General features: G+C 59.0%; 15 protein-coding genes. 10 read left to right on the top strand and 5 right to left on the bottom strand.

Going from position 1 to position 19,288, the window contains the following annotated elements:
• The first annotated feature begins 9 nt into the window (after positions 1–9).
• Both JT51_RS13710 and JT51_RS13705 read left to right on the top strand, forming a co-directional pair.
• Entirely contained in the window at positions 10–1,518 is a 1,509-nt protein-coding gene (locus JT51_RS13710) for a tripartite tricarboxylate transporter permease (RefSeq protein ID WP_037313523.1), read from the top strand.
• Position 1,519: 1 nt separating this feature from the next.
• Positions 1,520–3,319: a metallophosphoesterase family protein gene (locus JT51_RS13705; protein WP_051927563.1), complete on the top strand. Its 1,800-nt coding sequence runs from the start codon at positions 1,520–1,522 to the stop codon at positions 3,317–3,319.
• A 60-nt stretch (positions 3,320–3,379) separates the two neighbouring features.
• Here the strand turns inward: JT51_RS13705 and JT51_RS13700 are convergent, their stop codons facing one another.
• On the bottom strand, positions 3,380–4,462 hold the full coding sequence (locus JT51_RS13700) for a polyamine ABC transporter substrate-binding protein (protein ID WP_051927594.1): 1,083 nt from the start codon (positions 4,460–4,462) through the stop codon (positions 3,380–3,382).
• Positions 4,463–4,734: 272 nt separating this feature from the next.
• On the opposite strand from JT51_RS13700, the gene JT51_RS13695 reads away from it, so the two are divergent.
• Genes JT51_RS13695 through JT51_RS13685 form a run of 3 tightly spaced genes read left to right on the top strand, consistent with a single transcriptional unit; the run spans position 4,735 to position 9,586 of the window.
• Positions 4,735–6,111, top strand: a complete 1,377-nt coding sequence (locus JT51_RS13695; RefSeq protein WP_051927562.1) for an aspartate aminotransferase family protein — start codon at positions 4,735–4,737, stop codon at positions 6,109–6,111.
• Positions 6,112–6,114: 3 nt separating this feature from the next.
• Positions 6,115–7,503 (top strand): glutamine synthetase family protein, encoded by a 1,389-nt coding sequence (locus JT51_RS13690; RefSeq protein WP_037313520.1) that lies wholly within the window; start codon positions 6,115–6,117, stop codon positions 7,501–7,503.
• Between the two features lie 7 nt (positions 7,504–7,510).
• Positions 7,511–9,586, top strand: a complete 2,076-nt coding sequence (locus JT51_RS13685; RefSeq protein ID WP_037313518.1) for an FAD-dependent oxidoreductase — start codon at positions 7,511–7,513, stop codon at positions 9,584–9,586.
• 28 nt (positions 9,587–9,614) lie between these two features.
• On the opposite strand, the gene JT51_RS13680 is transcribed toward JT51_RS13685, so the two are convergent.
• The gene (locus tag JT51_RS13680; RefSeq protein ID WP_037313515.1) at positions 9,615–10,298 is read right to left on the bottom strand and encodes a GntR family transcriptional regulator; all 684 of its coding nucleotides are present in this window, start codon (positions 10,296–10,298) and stop codon (positions 9,615–9,617) included.
• A 221-nt stretch (positions 10,299–10,519) separates the two neighbouring features.
• Between JT51_RS13680 and JT51_RS13675 the strand changes: the two genes are divergently transcribed.
• The 5 genes from JT51_RS13675 (at position 10,520) to JT51_RS21270 (ending at position 14,063) form a co-directional block, all read left to right on the top strand.
• Positions 10,520–10,729: a hypothetical protein gene (locus JT51_RS13675; RefSeq protein ID WP_037313513.1), complete on the top strand. Its 210-nt coding sequence runs from the start codon at positions 10,520–10,522 to the stop codon at positions 10,727–10,729.
• 32 nt (positions 10,730–10,761) lie between these two features.
• Positions 10,762–11,721: a YheT family hydrolase gene (locus JT51_RS13670; protein ID WP_152563353.1), complete on the top strand. Its 960-nt coding sequence runs from the start codon at positions 10,762–10,764 to the stop codon at positions 11,719–11,721.
• Between the two features lie 20 nt (positions 11,722–11,741).
• Positions 11,742–12,902, top strand: coding sequence for an iron-containing alcohol dehydrogenase (locus JT51_RS13665; protein ID WP_037313508.1), 1,161 nt, complete (start codon positions 11,742–11,744; stop codon positions 12,900–12,902).
• On the top strand, positions 12,902–13,345 hold the full coding sequence (locus JT51_RS13660) for an acyl-CoA thioesterase (protein ID WP_037313506.1): 444 nt from the start codon (positions 12,902–12,904) through the stop codon (positions 13,343–13,345). The genes JT51_RS13665 and JT51_RS13660 overlap by 1 nt, the downstream gene beginning before the upstream one ends.
• A 109-nt stretch (positions 13,346–13,454) precedes the next feature.
• Positions 13,455–14,063: a TetR/AcrR family transcriptional regulator gene (locus JT51_RS21270; protein ID WP_051927561.1), complete on the top strand. Its 609-nt coding sequence runs from the start codon at positions 13,455–13,457 to the stop codon at positions 14,061–14,063.
• 37 nt (positions 14,064–14,100) lie between these two features.
• Here JT51_RS21270 and JT51_RS13650 read toward each other — a convergent pair whose 3' ends face one another.
• The 3 genes from JT51_RS13650 to JT51_RS13640 form a co-directional block, all read right to left on the bottom strand.
• A complete protein-coding gene (locus JT51_RS13650) occupies positions 14,101–16,629 on the bottom strand; it encodes a penicillin acylase family protein (protein ID WP_037313503.1) in 2,529 nt (842 codons plus the stop codon).
• Between the two features lie 139 nt (positions 16,630–16,768).
• Positions 16,769–17,827, bottom strand: a complete 1,059-nt coding sequence (locus JT51_RS13645) for an outer membrane beta-barrel protein (protein ID WP_051927560.1) — start codon at positions 17,825–17,827, stop codon at positions 16,769–16,771.
• Between the two features lie 469 nt (positions 17,828–18,296).
• Positions 18,297–19,211 (bottom strand): LysR family transcriptional regulator, encoded by a 915-nt coding sequence (locus JT51_RS13640; RefSeq protein WP_051927559.1) that lies wholly within the window; start codon positions 19,209–19,211, stop codon positions 18,297–18,299.
• Between the last annotated feature and the right edge of the window lie 77 nt (positions 19,212–19,288).

Below are 19,288 nucleotides of genomic sequence, written 5' to 3'. Positions count from 1 at the left end.
GGAAGCACAATGATTGAGAATATTTCCTACGCCCTGGACCTCTTCCTCAGTATCGAGAACTTTTTGGTTATCGGGATTGGTGTTCTGATCGGCACTATAATTGGCGCTATTCCGGGCATGACCACACCGATGGGTGTGGCGCTGGTTCTGCCATTCACATTTTCGATGCCTCCGGTCACCGGCATTTTGCTGTTGTTGGGGGTTTACAAGGGGGGATTGTATGGCGGTTCGCTGACGGCGATCCTGATCAAGACACCTGGAACGCCTGCCGCATCCTGTACGGTGCTGGACGGCTATCCGATGGCCCAAAAGGGTGAGGCACGCAAGGCGCTGGATATTGCGCTTTACTCCTCCTGCGTGGCCGATCTGATCTCGAACGTTTCGCTGATCCTGTTTGCTGGCGTACTGGCCAGTTTTGCGCTGCGATTTGGTCCACCCGAGTTTTTCACGCTGATCGTGTTTTCGCTGACCATCATCGCGGGTGTGGCGGGGCCAAGCCTGACCAAAGGTATCCTGTCCGCCTGTCTTGGGTTGATGCTGGCCACCGTGGGTCTGGATCTGGTCTATGGCACCGACCGGTTTATCTTTGGCAATTTTGAACTGATGTCGGGACTGAACTTCATCCCGGTTCTGATCGGTCTGTTCGCTTTGCCGGAAATCATCGACCGTTCAACCCGGCGTCCGCGTCTAGGTGGCGCGCAACGCTCGCAACTGGGTGGCGGGGCAACATGGGCTGAATTCCGCAAAACGCTGAAATCGGTTGTTCGCGGCAGCTTTATTGGTGTCATTCTGGGTGCAATTCCGGGGATTGGGGGCGCTCCGGCTGCGTTCCTTAGCTATTCCGAGGCGCGCCGGAACTCGAAAAACAAGGAAAACTTTGGCAAGGGCGAACCCGAAGGTGTCGCCGCCGCCGAGGCCGGGAACAACGGTGTGGCAGGTGCGACCATGATCCCGCTGCTGGCGCTGGGTGTGCCGGGTGACGTGATCACCGCTGTGATCCTAGGGGCATTCATGATCCACGGGTTGCGACCCGGTCCGATCCTGTTCGAAGACAACCTGCCGATGGTATATGCCCTGTTCATGGGTATCCTGCTCAGCTCGTTCTATCTGCTGATCATCGGCAAGCTCGCGATCCGGGGGTTCAGCAAGGTGGCCCTGATCCCGAACCGCATCCTGTATCCTATTGTCTTCGTGCTCTGCGTTTATGGCGCCTATGCAGTGAACAACAATGTCTTCGACATTCTGGTCATGCTGTGCATGGGTCTGGTGGGCTACCTGATGTTGCGCCTGGACATCCCCGTCGCGCCCTTCCTTATCGCCTTTGTGCTGGGGCCGTTGCTGGAAGACAACTTCCGACAATCGCTGTTGCTGAGCGACGGAAGCCTGTCGATCTTTGTGCGCAACCTGATCTGCATCGCCTTCTGGATACTGACCGCCCTGTCGATCTTTGTCCTGGTGCGCAGCCGGATCGAAGCATCACGAACCGGCAAGGCGTCGACCCTGACAACCGGAGGGTAATATGAGCAAACACCTCGGAGCGAAGCTTGGTTGCTTCGCTCTGATTTCCGACACGCATGTGAACCCAACCGATGACAGCTGCAATTCGCCTTTCCCTGTCAATCAAAGGGCCAACAGGCGGTTTCGCCATGTTGTCCGAGAGCTGAACCGGCAACCGGCCGAGTTTGTTATCCATGCCGGGGATTTGCTGCACCCGGTGCCTGAAACCCGGACGGCCTATGATCAGGCCGCCCGGGAGTATCGCGCCATAGCGTCCGAACTGACGGTTCCCCTGTACGAAACCCCCGGAAATCACGATATCGGCGATACGCCGATCAAGGGCGGCCCGGCCAGCCCAACGACAGACGCAACAATAACGGTCTGGGAAGAGGCATTTGGGCGTCAATTCCAGGCCTTCGACGTCTGGGGCATCCGGTTTCTTCTTATCAACGCACAGCTCATCAATTCCGGCCTGAACAGTGAGGTGGAACAGCGCAATTGGCTTGAGGCAGAGCTGGCCAATACGTCTGGCAAGCGCAAGATGCTTGTTTTGCACCATCCCCTGTACCTGATGGAACCGGCTGAGCGGGACCATTACGACAACACCAATCAACCCGGACGCGGCTGGCTGCTGGACCTGATCAAAGCGCATGGTATCGAGGCCGTGTTTGCAGGCCACGCCCATAACTTCTGGTACGACCGGTTTGGGGTGACCGACTATTACCTTGCGCCCGCCACCAGCTTTGTGCGGCAGGATTACAGCGAGATGCTGCGCGCAACACCGCCCGAGGACAGCGAGTTTGGGCGTGATGATCGGGCCAAGCTGGGTTACTTTCTGGTGACCGTGTACGAGAACGGGCATGTGGTGCGCATGGTGCGCACCAATGGGGCTGAAATTACCGCCGGAGACGCCAGTACACCTGCCGCGCCCGCCGTTATCGCGCCGGACCCGCGCGAGCCGTCACATCCCGTTCTGGGGTTCGACCTGCGTCAGAATTGGGCCGAGATTACCGAAGTGCCTCCCTCAGGCGGTCTGGACGAATTCGACCGCAAGCCGGTGCGCAACGACTATCCTCTGCTGGCCCTTCAGGAAATGGGGGTCAGGCATCTGCGCATCCCGCTGCATGATCTGCTTGATCCGGTGCGAAGGAACCGGCTGGCAACCCTTGCCCATCTGGGGTTCGAGATCACCTTGTTTTCATATGGCATCCCTGAGGATGATGTGTTGGCGCTGATCGCCGGTCAAGCTGACGTTTTGCTGGATTGGGAGGTCACGATTGACTGGTCCGATCTTGAAGACCTCGCGCCGCGCCTGCAGCAGGCGCATCAGACAACCGGATTGCCGATCCTGCTGTCGCGGATGCGGACCAAAGACGACATCAAGGGCGAAGGCACCTATTTTCACGTCATCAATCATGGGTTCTCCGCCGAAAATACCGAGCAGCTGATGACGCTGGCCGGGATGGGGTTTGCCGGGGCGGTGTTTCGGCTGGGTCGATCCGATCCGGTGGCAGAGACGTTGCATTTGATCGAGGCAGCGGCAATTCAGGCCGGGGTAAACGCGTCGGTGCATATGCGTATGGGCGGGGACAATCCCGCGCTGCGGGTGGATGATCCGGACGGCTCGGCACAGCGTCTGTCCGAGGGTATGACCACTGCGGCACAGCTAAAACACACCCGGTTGGTGTGCGATACGCTGATCTCGGTTGATCGGGGGTATTTCGTGCGGGGCGGGATGATCGATCGGTGTTGTAATCCAACGCCGTTGCTTGACGTTGTCAAAAGGCACCATGCCAAATTGGCAAAGGCCGCCATCAAATAACCAGGGCCGCTGCCTGAAACGAAATGCGGGTGCCAAAGCACCCGCATCAGTATTGGGGACTTAGGTGCCCGACTTGACCCGCGTCCACTGACGCGTAACGTTGCGCTGCTCTTTCTGGGAATACGGACCCTTGGTGTAGGTATTCTGCATCGCTTCGGGGGTTGGATAGATCGCCGGATCGGTCATCACTTCTTCTTCGATGAACTCCTGCGATGCCTTGTTGCCATTGGCGTAATAGACATAGTTCGTCGCGGCCGCCATGTTCTGCGCGTCCATGATGAAGTTCAGGAATTTATGCGCCCCTTCGGGGTTTGGCGCGTCCGCTGGAATGGCCATCTGGTCGAACCACATACGCGCGCCTTCCTTGGGTGCATTATATGCGATGGTGACGCCATTCTCAGATTCATCCGCGCGGTCACGCGCTTGCAGAATGTCGCCGGACCAGCCGAACGCCACACAGATGTCGCCGGTTGCCAGGGCATTGATGTATTCCGAAGAATGGAACTTGCGCACATAGGGGCGCACGGAGGACAGCACATCAGCTGCCTTTGCCAGATCTTCCTTTTCGGCACTTGTCGGCTCAAGGCCCAGATAGGTCAGAGCTGCGGGAAAGACCTCATCCGGGGCATCCAGGAAGTGCACGCCGCAACCCTGAAGCTTTTCCATGTTCGCCGGGTCAAGAACCAGGGCCAGCGAGTCGATGGGTGCATCTTCGCCCAACACTTCTTTAACCTTGTCGACGTTGACGCCGATGCCGGTGGTGCCCCACATGTAGTTGATCGAGTGCGCGCCAGCGGGATCAAAGCGGTCAGTACGTTCTTGGATCACATCCCACAGGTTTGCGCTGTTGGGCAGTTGCTCTTTGTTCAACTCCTGAAAAACGCCCGCTTGGATCTGGCGTTGCAGGAAGTTGGCGCCAGGAACCACAACGTCATACCCCGATCCGCCAGCCAGCAGCTTGGTTTCCAGAATTTCGTTGCTGTCGAATACGTCATAGATCAGGTCGATGCCGGTTTCCTGCTCGAACTTCTCCAGCAACGACTCGTCGATGTAGTCGGACCAGTTGTACACGCGCACTTCTTCTGCCAGCGCAGCGCTGGCAGCGGTGCACAAAAAGGTGGTGGTTAGAATAAATCGGTTCATGGTTTCCTCCTCGTTGTGGGAAACATGATCAAAAATTTGCAGACTGTAAAGCGTAAGTTTTGGCTGGGTGGCTGCATGCGCTGAAAAGGGCATGGGTTGCGTTTTCTGATGATTATGCTTGATAGGTAAGTAAAACGGCGAAAAAACAACGAGTAAATCAACGCGTATTCGTTTGTAGTTTTCGGGTTCTGGAATTCTGCGCGCTGGCATTGTATATTTGATCAAATCACACTATCAGAAAAATATGATCAACTTTTGACGGGGGAATCGCAGTGAGCCACTCTCAGGAAGACCTTCGCGGCATCCAATCGGCCCGGCTCGACGCTTTCAAACAGCGCGAGGCCGAAAGATACGCCGATGCGCGACCGCAGACACTTGCGCGCCTGCAATCCGAGAAGGGCAGCTTTCTTGACGATGTGCCGATGCATTGGATGAAAGACTGGCCGATGCCGTTCCCGATGCTGGTGTCACATGCAAAAGGCGCGCGTCTGGTTGATCTTGATGACAACGCAATCGACGATTTTTGCCTGGGCGATACCGGGTCGATGTTCGGGCATTCGCCGGACCCTGTTGCCCGCGCCATTGCCGCGCAAGCGGATCAGGGCCTTACCTATATGCTGCCCACGGAACATGCGTTTGAGGCCGGTCGCCTGCTGACCGAGAAATTCGGCGATTTCCGCTGGCAGATTGCCACCACCGCATCAGACGCCAACCGGTTCGCGCTAAGCGTGGCGCGGGCGGTGACCGGCAAGCCAAAGGTTTTGGTGTTCGAAGGCTGCTATCACGGCGCTGTTCCCGATGTGATGGTGACGCTGGAGAATGGCGAAACCAAGCCACGCCCCGGGCTGACCGGGCAGGTAGTTGACCTGACCGAACTTGCCATTTGTGCCGAATTCAATGATCTGGACAGCGTCGAAGCCGCGCTCAAGTCCGGTGAAGTGGCGGCCATTATCACTGAACCCGTGCTGACCAATTCCTGCATGGTACTGCCTGCACCCGGATTTCATGATGGTCTGCGCAAACTCGCCACCGAGTATGGTGCGTTGCTGATTATGGACGAGACGCACACCATCTCGTCCGGTCTGGGCGGTTACACCGGGGTATCCGGTCTGGACCCCGATATCTTTGTTGTCGGGAAATGTGTTGCGGGCGGGATGCCAACCGCCGTCTGGGGGATGCGCCAAAGCCTTGCCGACGCCTATACAACCTATGATGCGAACCGTCCGGGCGGGCATTCCGGGCTGGGCACGACGCTTTCGGCGAACCCGATGCAATTTGCCTGCCTGCGCGCCAACCTGTCCGAGGTAATGACCGCCGAGGCCTATGCCCATATGGAAGCCGGGGCCGAGCGTCTGGCGCAAGGCTTGCAGGATGTCATCACCCGCGTGGGTGCGGATTGGCATGTGGTGCGCGTCGGCGCGCGCGTCGAATTCATCTGCGCGCCCGGCCCGCTGACCAGCGGCACCCAAGCCAGGACAGCCCACGCGCCCGAGATCGAAGCCGCAATGCATGTCGGCTTGCTGAATCGCGGTTGTCTGATCGCACCGTTCCATAACATGATGCTGGTCAGCCCAGTGACTGAGAACGCTCAGATCGACCGGCTTGTCGCAGCGTTTGACGACATTATGACCGAACTCTTTGAGGGGTAGCCAATGACTTCGAGTTCTTCGCAATCCAAAAACCGCCACCTTCGCGATTTTCTGCGGCGCTATCCCGATATCAAGGCGATCGACATCGTTTTGAACGATTGCAACGGGATCGGGCGCGGCAAGATCATCCGCCGGCACGAGTTGGAGGGCCTGTTCACATCGGGCCGTCACATGCCGAGCTCAATCCTGGGGCTGGATATCTGTGGTGAGGACGTGGATGAAACCGGCCTTGTGTGGGAGCAGGGCGACGGTGACCTGCGCGCCTGGCCCATCGCCAACACCTTGCGCCCGTTGCTGACAACCAACCCGCCCCGCGCCGAGGTCATGCTGACCCTGCACGAGCTGGACGGAACCCCCCAAAGCTCGGACCCGCGCCACGCCCTGAGCCGTCAGGTCGATGCGCTGGCGGCAGAGGGTCTGAGTGCTGCTGGCGCCTTTGAGCTGGAGTTTTTCCTTCTGGCCAACGAACTCGGCCCCGACGGAAAGCCGCGTGCGGCGCATAATCTGGTGGACGGGTCCGAAAGCGACAAGACCGAAGTCTATTCGGTGGACCGGCTGCAAGGGATGTTGCCGCTGTTCGATCAGGTCTATGACGAGGCCGCCGCCGCCGGGATCGAGGCCGAAACCGTGATCTCGGAATACGCGCCGGGGCAGTATGAGCTGACCTTGAACTATCGCAAGGATGTGGTGCAGGCCGCCGATGATCTGGTGCGTCTCAAGCGCATCGTGCGCAGGTTGGCCAAGGAACACGGCATCGTGGCCTGTTTCATGGCCAAACCGATGGAGGATTACGCCGGATCGGGGATGCATTTCCACGTCTCTCTGCTGAACGAGGCGGGCGAGAACGCCTTTGCCGAGGAAGAGGGCGCAGGTTTCACCGACCGGCTGCTGCACGCCATTGGCGGATTGCGCGAAACCATGGCGGAATCGATGCTGATCTTTGCGCCGCACATGAACTCGTGGCGGCGGTTTGCAAATCAAAGCTATGCGCCGGTGTCCACCAACTGGGGCGTCAACAATCGCTCGGTCGCGCTGCGGGTGCCTGCGGGGGACCGCAAGGCGCGCCGGATCGAACATCGCCCGGCTGGTGTGGACGCCAACCCCTATCTGATCGCCGCCACGGTGATTGCCGGGATGCGTCACGGCATGGCAAACAAAATCGATCCGGGTGCTGAGACCAAGGGCGACGGCTACTCCCAACTGGAAGGCACCGAGGATTTCCCCCGCGACTGGCGGGCGGCGATCGAAAAGGCCAAAGCGTCCGAGTTTCTGAAAGACGCGCTGGGGCCGGATATGCACCGAACCTTTGTGGCGGTAAAAGAGGCCGAGTATCTGCGCGTGGCCAGCACCATCACGGCGCTGGATTACGACATGTACATGCGAACCGTCTGAGGCACCTATGCGCGACCCACGATACGATATCCTGTTCGAACCGGTTCAGATCGGACCTTTGACAGCGAAGAACCGGTTTTTTCAGGTGCCCCATTGCAACGGTATGGGCAAAGCCTATCCGCGCACGCTGGCGGCGATGCGCGCGATGAAGGCCGAAGGCGGCTGGGCCATTGTCTCTACCGAAGAGGCCGAAATTCATCCCGGCAATGACTTTTCGCCGATGAATGAATTCCGGGTCTGGAACGAACAGGACCTGCCCGCGATGATGCGGGTGGCGCAGGGTATCCGCGAACATGGTGCGCTGGCGGCGGTGCAACTGGCCCATACCGGTGCGCGCGATGGCAACCTCTATTCGCGGATGGCCCCGATGTCGGTTGGCCACAACGTGATCGAGGGGATTTATCCCACGCAGGCGCGTGCGGTGGATCACGACGATATCGCGCGGATATTGGACTGGCAAAGGGCTGCCACCAAACTGGCGGTGCAGGCCGGGTTTCAGGTGATCTATGTGCGTGCGGATTTCGGTGCTTCGCTGGCGTCAGAATTCGCCTCGCGCGCGACCAACACCCGAACCGATGAATACGGCGGCTCGCTGGAAAACCGCCTGCGGTTCATGCGCCAGATGCTTGAGGCCACGCGCGAAGCGGGCGGGCCGGGTATTGCCGTGGCCACGCGGTTCTCGCTGGATATGCCCTATGACGGCACGGGCGCGTCCGATCCCGATGAAATCATGGACTGTATCCGCATGATGGATCCCTATGTGGATCTGTGGGACCTCAATATCTGTAACTGGGATGAGGACAGTATGCCCTCGCGTTTTGGCGAGGAAGGCCATCAAGAGGAACTGCTGACCCGCATCCGCAAGGCGACCTCCAAGCCGGTAGCAGGGGTAGGGCGGTTCACCTCGGCCGATCTGATGGTGTCGCAGGTCAAGCGTGGTGCGATGGACCTGATTGGCGCGGCGCGGCCGTCGATTGCCGATCCGTTCATTCCCAACAAGATCAGCGAAGGCCGGATCGAAGATATTCGTGAATGCATCGGTTGCAACATGTGCGTGACAGGCGATTTCCTGAGCGTCCCGTCACGGTGCACGCAGAACCCCACCTTTGGTGAGGAATGGCGGCGCGGCTGGCATCCCGAACAGGTGCCCGACAAAGCCAGCGACGACAATATCCTGATCGTGGGCGGCGGCCCCGCCGGGCTGGAATGTGCGCTGACTCTGGGTCGGCGTGGTTACAACGTAACGTTGGCCGAAGGTGGCACCGAATTGGGTGGCCGCGTCAGCGCCGAAGCAGCATTGCCCGGGTTCGGGGCCTGGGGCCGGGTGCGGGATTATCGCACTTATCAGTTGTCGCAGATGCCAAACGTGGATGTCTATCTGGACAGCGCATTGGATGCCGAACAGATCCTTGAGTTTGGCTTTGAACGGGTCGTGCTGGCCACTGGTGCCATCTGGGACAGCGCCGCAACCGGGCGGCTGGCCCATGCGCCGTGGCAGGTTGGCGACGGTGTAGCCGTCCTGACCCCTGATGACGTGACACGCGGGGCTAAGATCACCGGGCCGGTTCTGGTCTATGATGACGACCACTATTACATGGCCAGCGCGGTGGCGCAAAAACTGCGCGATGCGGGTCATGAGGTGACGATTGTCACTCCGGCCTCGGACGTTTCGGCGTTTTCGGAAAACACGTTGGAGCAAGGCTGGATCGAGCGGCGCTTGCATGAAAGCGGCGTTGCGATTGTCGAGAAACATCAACTGGTATCGCTGGCGGATGGCAAGGCGCAGATCGCGCATATCCAATCCGAGCGCGGGCAAGAGATCGCGGCGCAATCAGCCGTGATCGTCACCGCCCGCAAACCGCGTGATACGCTCTATGATGATCTGATGGCCGACCCTGAAAAACTGGTTGAGGCTGGCATCACCAGCGTCACCCGTATCGGCGATTGCGAGGTACCCTCGACCATCGCGGCGGCGGTTTATTCCGGCCACCGCGTCGCGCGGCGGATCGAGGATTTTGACCCCTACGCGCTGGATTTCCTGCGCGAGGATGTCGAAGGCGCAGACGACTACGCACCGAACTAACCTAACTGCTGAGCCATCGGATTTTGCGTCAACCGCCGGATTCGATGGTCTCTTCCAGAAAGCTGGTGCCCAGATGCCCGATCCCGTCACGGATATCTGCCTTGATCGCAACCCGCAGGCGCACCGTATCGTGCTGTTCCAGCGCGGTCAGGATTTCATGATGGCGATCAACAGTATAGGTGGACCCCATTGATTTCAGCGCGGTGGCCATGAACGGGCCAAGCTGCATCCAGGTGCTTTCGATCAGCGGCAAAAGCGCCTGACAGGGAACGGCCTGATAGATGGTGCGGTGAAAATGGAAATTGTTGCCGACAACGCCCAGATAATTCTCAACCTCAAGCATCTGGTCAGAGTGTTTGTCGATCTCTAACAGCCGGGCGATCAGGCGCTGATCCACGGCAGGCATCGCCCGTTCAGCGGCCAGCGTTTCCAAGGCGGTCCGCGCCTGCAACAACTGTTCAAAACGGCTGAAACTCATGATCGGCACCCGGATACGCCGATTGTCCATCAGTTCCAGCGCGTTTTCCGCGATCAGCCTGCGCACGGCCTCGCGTACCGGCATGGTGGACACGCCCAACGCCTCGGCGACGGGTGCGACCACCAGCGATTCACCGGGGGCGATCTTGCCCGTGATCAGGCGTTCGCGAAGGGTTTCATACACCGCCTGCTGGGCAGTGTGCGGGGCTTCGCGATTTTCTTGGAGCGTGGTCATTCAGGGTCCGGTCGATCGTACAGGGATTCAATTCACTTAACAGCAAAAGTGAATGACAACCAAGACGTCAGGCTTTGCGCGACAGGAAAAAGAACTTACTGCTGAACATCACCACAGTTGCAGGTCGGATAGCCGGTGTCAGATAACACAACCCACGGCGGTCAACGCGTCTCAAACACAGCGAAAACCTTGATGGGTTGCCCAGGTCAGCAGAGGGCAGATTGTTCAATCCGGGGCGCAGCAAGCCGGATGATTGTCAGGGTCAGCGATGTCGTGCGAAACACGCAGATGCCGTTGCGTCAATTGGGGCCATTTCAGAAGACAAAACGCTGGGTCCGGTTGCTCGTCTGGCCAAAACCGGCGATGTTTCGGGTGATCGGATCGTACAGGTTCTGGATGGTTTCACGCGCCCTTGGCACTGGCCCGACTGAGCCGCAAACTGGGTTCAGAGGGAAAGGACAACATGGACAGATTTGCGCCTCCGACCCTGTTGCGCCCGGCGATGGTTCAGACCGCGCTGGCCAGCGCCCGGTTCCGTAAATCCCGGTCTGCGGTGTTGGAGGCGGCCTCGCGCCATGTCACCCTCGACGTAGGCGCGGGTTTGCAGACCACCTGCCTTTACGCGCCCAACCCAGCGGCCAAAGGGTTGGTGATCCTGCTGCATGGCTGGCTGGGCACACCGCAGTCCGCCTATGTGGTGTCCACCGCCAAGTACCTCTATGCGCAGGGGTATTCGGTCTGCCGGATGACGCTGCCCGAACACGGTGATGCAATCGCGTTGAATTCCGATTTCCTGCACGCGGCCCGCACTGATGAGCTGTATCGCGCGGTCGAGCAGGTCGCGGCTTGGGCTGAGGCTCAGCCGGTGGGGCTGGTCGGCTACTCTCTGGGTGGCAATTTTGCCCTGCGGGTGGCGCGGGGTCTGCGGGATCGGCCCATCCCGCAGCTGACCCGGATCTATGCCGTCAGCCCGCTGTTCAACCCGGCCTCGGCTGCAGTGATGATTGATGGCAACCCGCTGCTGCGCAGTTATTTCACGCGCAAGCTGCGCAAATGGCTGCGGGATAAAAACGCAGCGTTTCCCGATCAATACCCGATTGCCGATATCCTTGGATGCAGTACGATCACGGATATGTCGCATCTTATTGTCGGACGCTGGACGGGGTTTGCGCACCTGTCCGATTATTTCGCCGCGTATCAACTGGCGGCCGGGGATATGCGGGGCTGCCCGTTGCCCTTGACTATTTTTGGCGCACACGATGATCCGGTGGTCGATGCCGCCGACGTTGCAAAACTGCGCGATATGTCTGGCGTCGATCTGCACCTGTCAGCCCGGGGGGGTCATAACGGATTTTGCGATACGCTTGCCGGACCGTCTTATTTCGACCGGGTCATCGCACAGACCCTGCCATCCACTCATTGAACCAAACACGAGGCCCCACAGTGAATCCATTTGCATTCAACACCACGAAATCTGTCGTTTTCGGGCCTGGCAAAGCGGCGGAATGCGGTGCTTTGGCCGCGCCGCTTCTGGGTGAAAGGGTTTTGATTATCACCGACGCGGGCCTCAGGGCGTTGGGTTTGTGTGATCCGGTTATCACCTCGCTGAAAAACGCCGGATGTGATGTGACGGTATTCGATCAGGTCGAGGCTGATCCGTCGCGCGAAACGCTGATGACCGCGATTGAGGCCGGGCGCGCCGCCGGGGTCACCGGCGTTCTGGCCATCGGGGGCGGCTCACCTTTGGATGTGGCCAAGCTAACCGCGCTGATCCTGGGCTCGGACGAGGATCTGGACGAGGCATGGGGCGTTGCCCAGGCCAAAGGTCCCCGCCTGCCGCTGGTGCTGATCCCGACCACCGCCGGAACCGGATCCGAGGTCACGCCGGTGTCGATCATAACCGTGGGCGCCGAGGAAAAGCGGGGCGTTTCGTCCCCGGTCATCCTGCCCGACCTGGCAATTCTGGATGCTGATCTGACGCTGGGCCTGCCGCCGCATATCACGGCGGCGACCGGAGTGGACGCCATGGTACACGCGATCGAGGCCTATACCTCAAAAAGTGCCAACAACAACCCGATGTCACGCCTTCTGGCGCGTGAGGCGCTGCGCCTGTTGGGGGCGAATATCCATCAGGCCGTGCGCGACGGATCAAACCGGGATGCGCGCGGGGCGATGCTGCTGGGGTCGATGCTGGCGGGTCAGGCCTTTGCCAACTCACCCGTGGCTGCGGTTCACGCGCTGGCTTATCCTATCGGTGGCACGTTCCACGTCCCGCACGGGCTGTCCAACGCGCTGATCCTGCCGCAGGTGCTGCGCTTCAACGCGCCCGAGGCGGCAGGGCAATATGCCGAGATCGCCCCCGATGCCTTCCCCGAACTGGGCGATATCGAAAACCCTGCCGAACGCTGTGATGCCTTCATCACCCGACTTGAGCGTCTGGCGCAGGAGTTGCAGATGCCCACTCGCCTGCGCGAAGTGAACATTCCGCGGGATGCCATCGAAAAAATGGCTGCGGATGCGATGCTGCAAACCCGTCTGCTGGTCAACAACCCCCGCGAAGTGACGCAGAACGACGCCTTTGCCATCTATTCGGAGGCCTGGTGATGCCCGCCCCACGGTCGAAACGCGCCGAGTTCCCCGAATTCTATCCGCTGCAAACCCGCTGGATGGACAATGACATCTATGGCCACATGAACAACGTGGTGCATTATTCGCTGTTCGACACTGCCATCAATGGCTGGCTGATTGATCAGGGCCTGCTGGATTTACGCGCCAGCGACAGCTATGGGCTGGTGGTGGAAACCGGGTGTCGGTACTTTGCCGAGATGGGGTTTCCCGACAGGGTCACCGCCGGGTTGCGGGTGGCGAAGTTGGGCAACAGCTCGGTCCGGTTTGAAATTGCCTTGTTCCGCAATGATGAGGATGAGGCCGCTGCCGAAGGGCATTTCACCCATGTCTATGTCAGCCGCGAAACGCACCGCCCGGTTCCCATCGAAGGGGCAAGGCGGGCCGCGTTTGCCGGATTGATGCCTGCGGATCAGAAATAAACACTGCGTGTTAACGCCAACACTTGTGTCATAAATTCATCTTACGGGTGCTTGCCATTCGGGCCTGATTTCGTACATCTGGTTGAGAAGATTTACGAAGAGCATTCCGATGGGCGTCCGAAAAATCAGCAAGCCACAGCAGAGCCGGGCGGTTCAAACCGAGATCCGTATCCTGCAAGCCGCTGTGCGCGTGCTGATTGAAAACGGGTATGAGGGGTTTTCGACAAACCATGTTGCCGATGTCGCAGGGTGCAATATCGGCACGGTGTATCGGTATTTTCCCGACAAGAACGCAATCGTTGTGCGCATATACCAGGACTGGCTGGACCAGATCACCGCGGACAATCAGGCCTATCTGGAGCAGATGGACCAAATATCCGGCCCCGCTGATCTGATCGAGGGGATCTATCGCGAAAATCTGCGCAACATGAAAGAGGATGATCACCGGCTGGCGGTCGAGCTGGACAAGGTGTTGCGGCTGAACAAGCATGTGGCGGATATGGACCGCGCCCATGATGCGGGTCTGATTGCGCTGATTCAGCAATATGATCCAGGCGCGCCGCCGCTGGTGGAGATTGTCGAATACTGGCTCGATCTGGCGTTAACGCTGATGGTTCTCGTCCATCTGACACCAGCCGAGAAACGCCCTTTCGTGATTGATCAGACCGCCAAGACAATCCGGGCCACGGTCGAAAGGTATCGGGCGGAGTTGGGGTGAACGCAGCGCCCGTGATGGGTGCTGCGTCCTGTCATGATCAATTCGCCGGGCGCAGGATCAAGGTCGATTCCGACACAGCCTGAACCGCGTCGTCGTCCATTTCGATGGTCTTGAAGTCGAAATCGCGGTGGCGATGGGTCTGGTCGTTCAGATGTTTGGACGCGCGCGCCCATTTGTTGATGAACCAGGATTGTCCGCCTGCCGGTGTCAGGGTCTCCAGCGCCGGTTTGTCGGCACCAATTTCCATGATCACCATCCAGTCCGGCGCACCGTTGTGTTTGACCGCCGCAGGCAGATGGCCCAGATCCACGCCCGCACCTGCATAACCTGTCGCGCGCCCATCGGCACCGGCAGGCACGGGCAGCATCGCTTCATCCGGCGCTTCCAGGGCTACTTCACCCATATAGCGGTAATAGGCCTGCTGACGCCGTTCGGAAAGCGGCCCTTCGTATTCGGCATCCAGACGACGCAGAGTTTCGCGCAGGGTTTCGGTCACAACGTCCGCCCGCGACTTGCCATTCAGGAAGTCATATTGCGGCGGCAGACCGGCGGTGTCCCCTTCAAGCGCACGGATCAGCAAGCTGGAGCCATATTTGACATAAGTATCTGCGTCGAAGTCCGTGCGCCAATCGCCCAGATCATCCTCGAAGATCACATCCATCGCAGCTTCGCGCCATGTACGGTAGAGCAGCAGGCCGGGATCGTCATAGAAACCGTCACCATCCAGATCGTGATACATCTCGTTCCAGTTCGACATCAGTTCGACCGCTTCGGTGATGCGGGGATCGTTTGCCTTGGCCGCCGCTTCGTTCCAGAACGGCTTGAAGAAGTCGGGCGAGGTGGTTTGCAGCTCAACACTGCCCCAGCCCCCTGCGATGATCTGGTTAAAGCGCTTCATGTCGTCGATGGTGACGTCATCGTCGGACTCCAGCAGGGCCAGCGGCAGATAGGTGCGGAAATGTTTGCCCCAGCGCGAGAAGTCACCGGCCACGGTGTCAGCCTCGGGCTTATTGTTCCAGACCACCTGATAGCCGCGCTTTGGGTTGGCCAGATTGGGGCGATCATCGAAGGCCACGAAACCTTCCCATTCGTATTCGCCGGTGCCGGGGGCGGGCAGGCGCGGGTCAACCCCTTCGGGACGGATCGGCAGATTACCCATTTGCCGGGTTTCATAATTTCCATTGGCGTCGCCGACAGTGACGTTGATATTGCCCATCGGCGCGCTGGCCAAAGCAGCCCTGAAGTCATCAATGGTCTTGGCGCGCGAAAACTCCAGCGTCGCCCCCCAGCCCGCGCCTTCGGACATCCACTGGCTCCAACGTTTGGAATAGGCGGTGTTGTTGTCTTCGTCCCAGCCGAAGATGGGGCCATGAACGGTCGAGGCGACCTCGATCTCGATCGGTTCGCCATCGGCGATCTCAATCACTTCCTTGCGGCGCTCCATGTCGCGCCAGGCGCCATTGTACCAATATTGGTACTTGTTTTCAGGGTTCAGCTTTTCGGCATAGGTGTCGATTGTGTCCCGCTCGCCGGTGGTGATCACCCAGCCCAGATCTTCACTGCGGCCCATGATCGGCGTCCCGACTGGTGAGATGGTCATACCGGCGGCGTCGAACCCGCCGCCTTTAAGTTGCACCTCATAGCCATCAGCGGTGGCGTGCATCATCAGAAGATTGCCGGTCGCGGACCGCTCGGGGCCGACCACGGTGGTCCGGCTGGCACCTTTGGTCAGACCCAGAGACAGGATCGCGGCCTGATAGGCGCGCGCGCCGGTGCGGTCCGCGTCAACGATGCGGGTCAGGTCGTTGGTGATGGTTTCCTGACCAACTTCGTAGTTGGGCCGCAGGTCGATGGTCACTTCGGTGCCCTCGGTCGCAAAGGCATAGGCGTCCGGGTCGTTCAGGACCATGACGTCGTCAAACACCTGCTGCCCGACGAAATCGCCATGTTTTTCCTGCATCTCTTTGAGGAACTGCAGGTTCTTCAACTCCTGCCCGCCAACCGCGCCATACAGACGACCGGTCACGCTCAGCGCTTGGATAAAGTCGGCCTCGGTAAAGTGGCGCACAGGGACTGAGAGGAAGTTGAATTCGAACGGCAGATATTTACCCGGCTCGGCCTGCATCTGGTCGACATAGGTATTGATGCCGTCCAGCATGGCGTTCAGATAGCCACGGTGTTCGGGCGTCATATCGTCCAGAACTTGCTGCAACTGCGCGTCGGTATAGCTGGTCTGACGCGCGAAAACATCGGCCTCAAGCAGGTCTTCGCCCAGAATGGCCGAGAGTTCCCCCGCACCGGCCCGGCGGATCATCTCGAACTGGAACATCCGGTCCTGCGCCTGCACGTAACCCGCGCCGAACATGACGTCTTCGGCGGTTTCGCCGTAAACATGGGGCACCCCTGCGGCATCACGCAGAATCTTAACCTCGGCCTTCAGCTTGTCCGATGTCAGCTCGGCCATTTCGGGGTGGGACAGAGGGGTTGTGACGTAAACGTAAGCTCCGGCCCCAAGTGCGGCCAGGACCGCAATGACAGAGCCGCCGATTTTAAGAAATTTCTTCATGGTTTCATCCGGGTTTCGAATTGATGTCACTCAGGGCCTTATGGACCTGAAACGCAGACACCAGGGAAGCAATTCGCTTCACCCGGTGCCTGCTCGGATCGCCGGGGCAACAGTTCGGTCCGCCGCGAGGGGGTCGGCGTCAGAATGTATAACCCACGGTCAAAGAGAAGGTCACTGCATCGTTGTCTTTATACACAGTGCCATTGCCCAGGTCCTTGTCCCCGATGTCGGAATAGCTCAGCGCGCCAATGACATAGTAGGTGTCGGTGATGTAGCCGCCATGCGCCGTCAGCGTCGCAATTGAACCAGTGGTCAGCAGCGGCCCACCGTGATCGTCCTCGTACGTCAGGCTCAGACCGCCTACCCAGTTGTCAGTGATCGCGTGCGAAAAGCCCAACTGGTAAAAGGTGCTGTCTTTGAAATCCAACGCCTCGCCCTGCAGGGGCAACTCCAAGCTGCCCTCCGACCAGTCGCGCCACCGAACACGCCCGAAGACCAACGTATTGGCAGACACGCCGGTTTCCACCTGAAGGTCCAGCGATTGCGGGAATTCGGCGGTAAAGGACGTTGAGGTCGAAAACGATGAAGGAAAAAGGGTCGCGTCCCCGTCATCATGGCTGACCTTGGAGTTGTAGGTCAGCGATGCACGAAATGCGATTTCGGGGATTTCGTATCCGACACCCACAACATATCCAAAATCATAGCCCGTATCCGCGTCCAGTTCATAGCCGAAAGGGGGGATTGCCGTGTCGGGCACGTTGATGTCAAGTTTTGCCCTTTGCGTGCGTACACCGCCATAGACGCTGACATTGTTGTCAAACCGGTACTTTGCCAACGCGGTAAAGGAAATACTGCGTATGTCCGTATCGGTTCCAAAGTTTGGGTTGCCATTGTTCAGCCGATAGCGCGAGAAATCGTTGATCGGCTCGTCGATGATGAACGCCAGGGCGATCTTATCGGTCACGTCGTGTTTGAAGTTGATGACGCCGCTGGACAAGCCGCCACCGGTGTTGCCGCTGGGCATGCCAAAATCGGTGCCCGAAATTTCGATGTCCGAATAGAAGTATGTGCCCTCGATCACGGTACCGGGAGCAAAAATGATCGAGACATCCTGATCAGAGTTTTCGATCCCACCGGACCAGACCGGACCTGCGGCGGCGACCGAAGTGGTCAGGGCCCAGGCAGCAGTACGTGTCATCTGCCTTGTTTTTTTGCGTGCCGAATTGATGTGTGAATCTGGCTGGTGTGCAGTCTTCTGGCTCATTTTTCCTCCCGTATGGGGCGCCACCGACTGACCTCCTCGCGGCGTGCCCCTTGTTTACATGGCTGAATCGCCCCTCTCCCAAAGGGTTAGTGAATTCAGCCGTTCTCCTGCTCGCCGACTATTTTGTTGCAGCCGCCACGCGGGGGGCGATCAGCTTGGTTGGCGATTAGATCGGGATTGATTGAGCGGTAATCCAATAAATAAGTAAATACTTAGTTAGTGGTTTATGATCATATTCCATTATGACCTTACGTCACGATTTACCAGTTGCACTGGATTTAGGCGCGCGGCTTCCTAAGGATCATTTTCGGCTGGTGTGGAACTGCAGGGATACCCGCCCGCACGGGACTGATTCCCTGCCGGGGCAAAGGTCCAAAACTGCGAATGGGGGAAAAATCGGCGGTTACTCGGCCTGCATGGTCTTACTGTTTTGGGTCAGCTCCCACACCAGTTCTAACAGGGTTTCCTCAAAACGGCACAATGCTTCGGATTTCTGCTGGGAAATCGGGTATAAAATCCCGAAGGTCATCCAGCGCGCCGGGGTGATCGGTACAAGCGCAAGCTTCCCAAGGTTCGTTTGGGATGCCACAAGTTCATCCGCGATCGTGATTCCGCCACCTTCTGCGACCAGCGCACAGGCAAGTTGAGAGGACGCCACTTCGCAGGATTGTTTCGGCGACACACCGGCCGAGTGAAATACGTCGTCCAATTGATCCCGCAGCAGCAACCCTTGCATCAGGCGGACGACGGGTTCGGCGGCCAGTTCACTGGCGGTGACCTCGCTGCGGTGCGCCAGCCTGTGACCGGCCGGAAGAATCGCCTGCGCCCGCACCTTGAACAAAGGTTGCGTGCGAATGCCGGGGTGATCGACCGGTAGCGCGCCGATCCCGATATCGTACTCTCGGCCGGCCAGCCATTTTCCCGCCTCGCGTCGGGCGCGCACATCGAGGCTGACATTGATGTCGGGATGCTGCCTGAAAAACCGGGCCACGGCGGGGGCTGACAAAGACATGGCGATACGGGGCATCGTGACGATACGCAGGATCTCGGTTCGGCCTGCCCGAATTTCCTGCGCGATCCGGGGTACCTCGTCCAGATTGTCCAGAATGCGCCCGGCCTCGCGATAAAAGGCCATGCCTTCGGGGGTGGGCGTCAGGTTGCGGCCGCTTCTGTCGAACAGCGTAAGTTTCAGTTCCGCCTCCAGCCCCGAAATCAACCGGCTGATCGCAGGTTGGCTGAGATGCAGAATTTCAGATGCAGCAACAAGGGACCCTTCTGATAAGGTGGCCCGAAAGGCGCGCAGCGCTTTGATGTTCATGGCGACTCTTTCACTTTATGCAAGTAAATATAACACATTTGCATTTTTCTCAATTGATCGTTTCGCCTAAGCTGAAC

Origin of the sequence: Ruegeria halocynthiae (assembly GCF_000743705.1) — a bacterium.
GTDB lineage: Bacteria > Pseudomonadota > Alphaproteobacteria > Rhodobacterales > Rhodobacteraceae > Ruegeria > Ruegeria halocynthiae_B.
This window is presented reverse-complemented; position numbering and strand designations above follow the sequence as displayed.

Bases quoted from the DNA above. Each gene is read 5' to 3' on its own strand.
- JT51_RS13660 (WP_037313506.1), top strand. From the start codon at position 12,902: ATGCCCGCCCCACGGTCGAAACGCGCCGAGTTCCCCGAATTCTATCCG.
- JT51_RS13700 (WP_051927594.1), bottom strand. From the start codon at position 4,462: ATGAACCGATTTATTCTAACCACCACCTTTTTGTGCACCGCTGCCAGC.
- JT51_RS21270 (WP_051927561.1), top strand. From the start codon at position 13,455: ATGGGCGTCCGAAAAATCAGCAAGCCACAGCAGAGCCGGGCGGTTCAA.
- JT51_RS13685 (WP_037313518.1), top strand. From the start codon at position 7,511: ATGCGCGACCCACGATACGATATCCTGTTCGAACCGGTTCAGATCGGA.
- JT51_RS13710 (WP_037313523.1), top strand. From the start codon at position 10: ATGATTGAGAATATTTCCTACGCCCTGGACCTCTTCCTCAGTATCGAG.
- JT51_RS13680 (WP_037313515.1), bottom strand. From the start codon at position 10,298: ATGACCACGCTCCAAGAAAATCGCGAAGCCCCGCACACTGCCCAGCAG.
- JT51_RS13645 (WP_051927560.1), bottom strand. From the start codon at position 17,827: ATGACACGTACTGCTGCCTGGGCCCTGACCACTTCGGTCGCCGCCGCA.
- JT51_RS13650 (WP_037313503.1), bottom strand. From the start codon at position 16,629: ATGAAGAAATTTCTTAAAATCGGCGGCTCTGTCATTGCGGTCCTGGCC.
- JT51_RS13640 (WP_051927559.1), bottom strand. From the start codon at position 19,211: ATGAACATCAAAGCGCTGCGCGCCTTTCGGGCCACCTTATCAGAAGGG.
- JT51_RS13705 (WP_051927563.1), top strand. From the start codon at position 1,520: ATGAGCAAACACCTCGGAGCGAAGCTTGGTTGCTTCGCTCTGATTTCC.
- JT51_RS13690 (WP_037313520.1), top strand. From the start codon at position 6,115: ATGACTTCGAGTTCTTCGCAATCCAAAAACCGCCACCTTCGCGATTTT.
- JT51_RS13670 (WP_152563353.1), top strand. From the start codon at position 10,762: ATGGACAGATTTGCGCCTCCGACCCTGTTGCGCCCGGCGATGGTTCAG.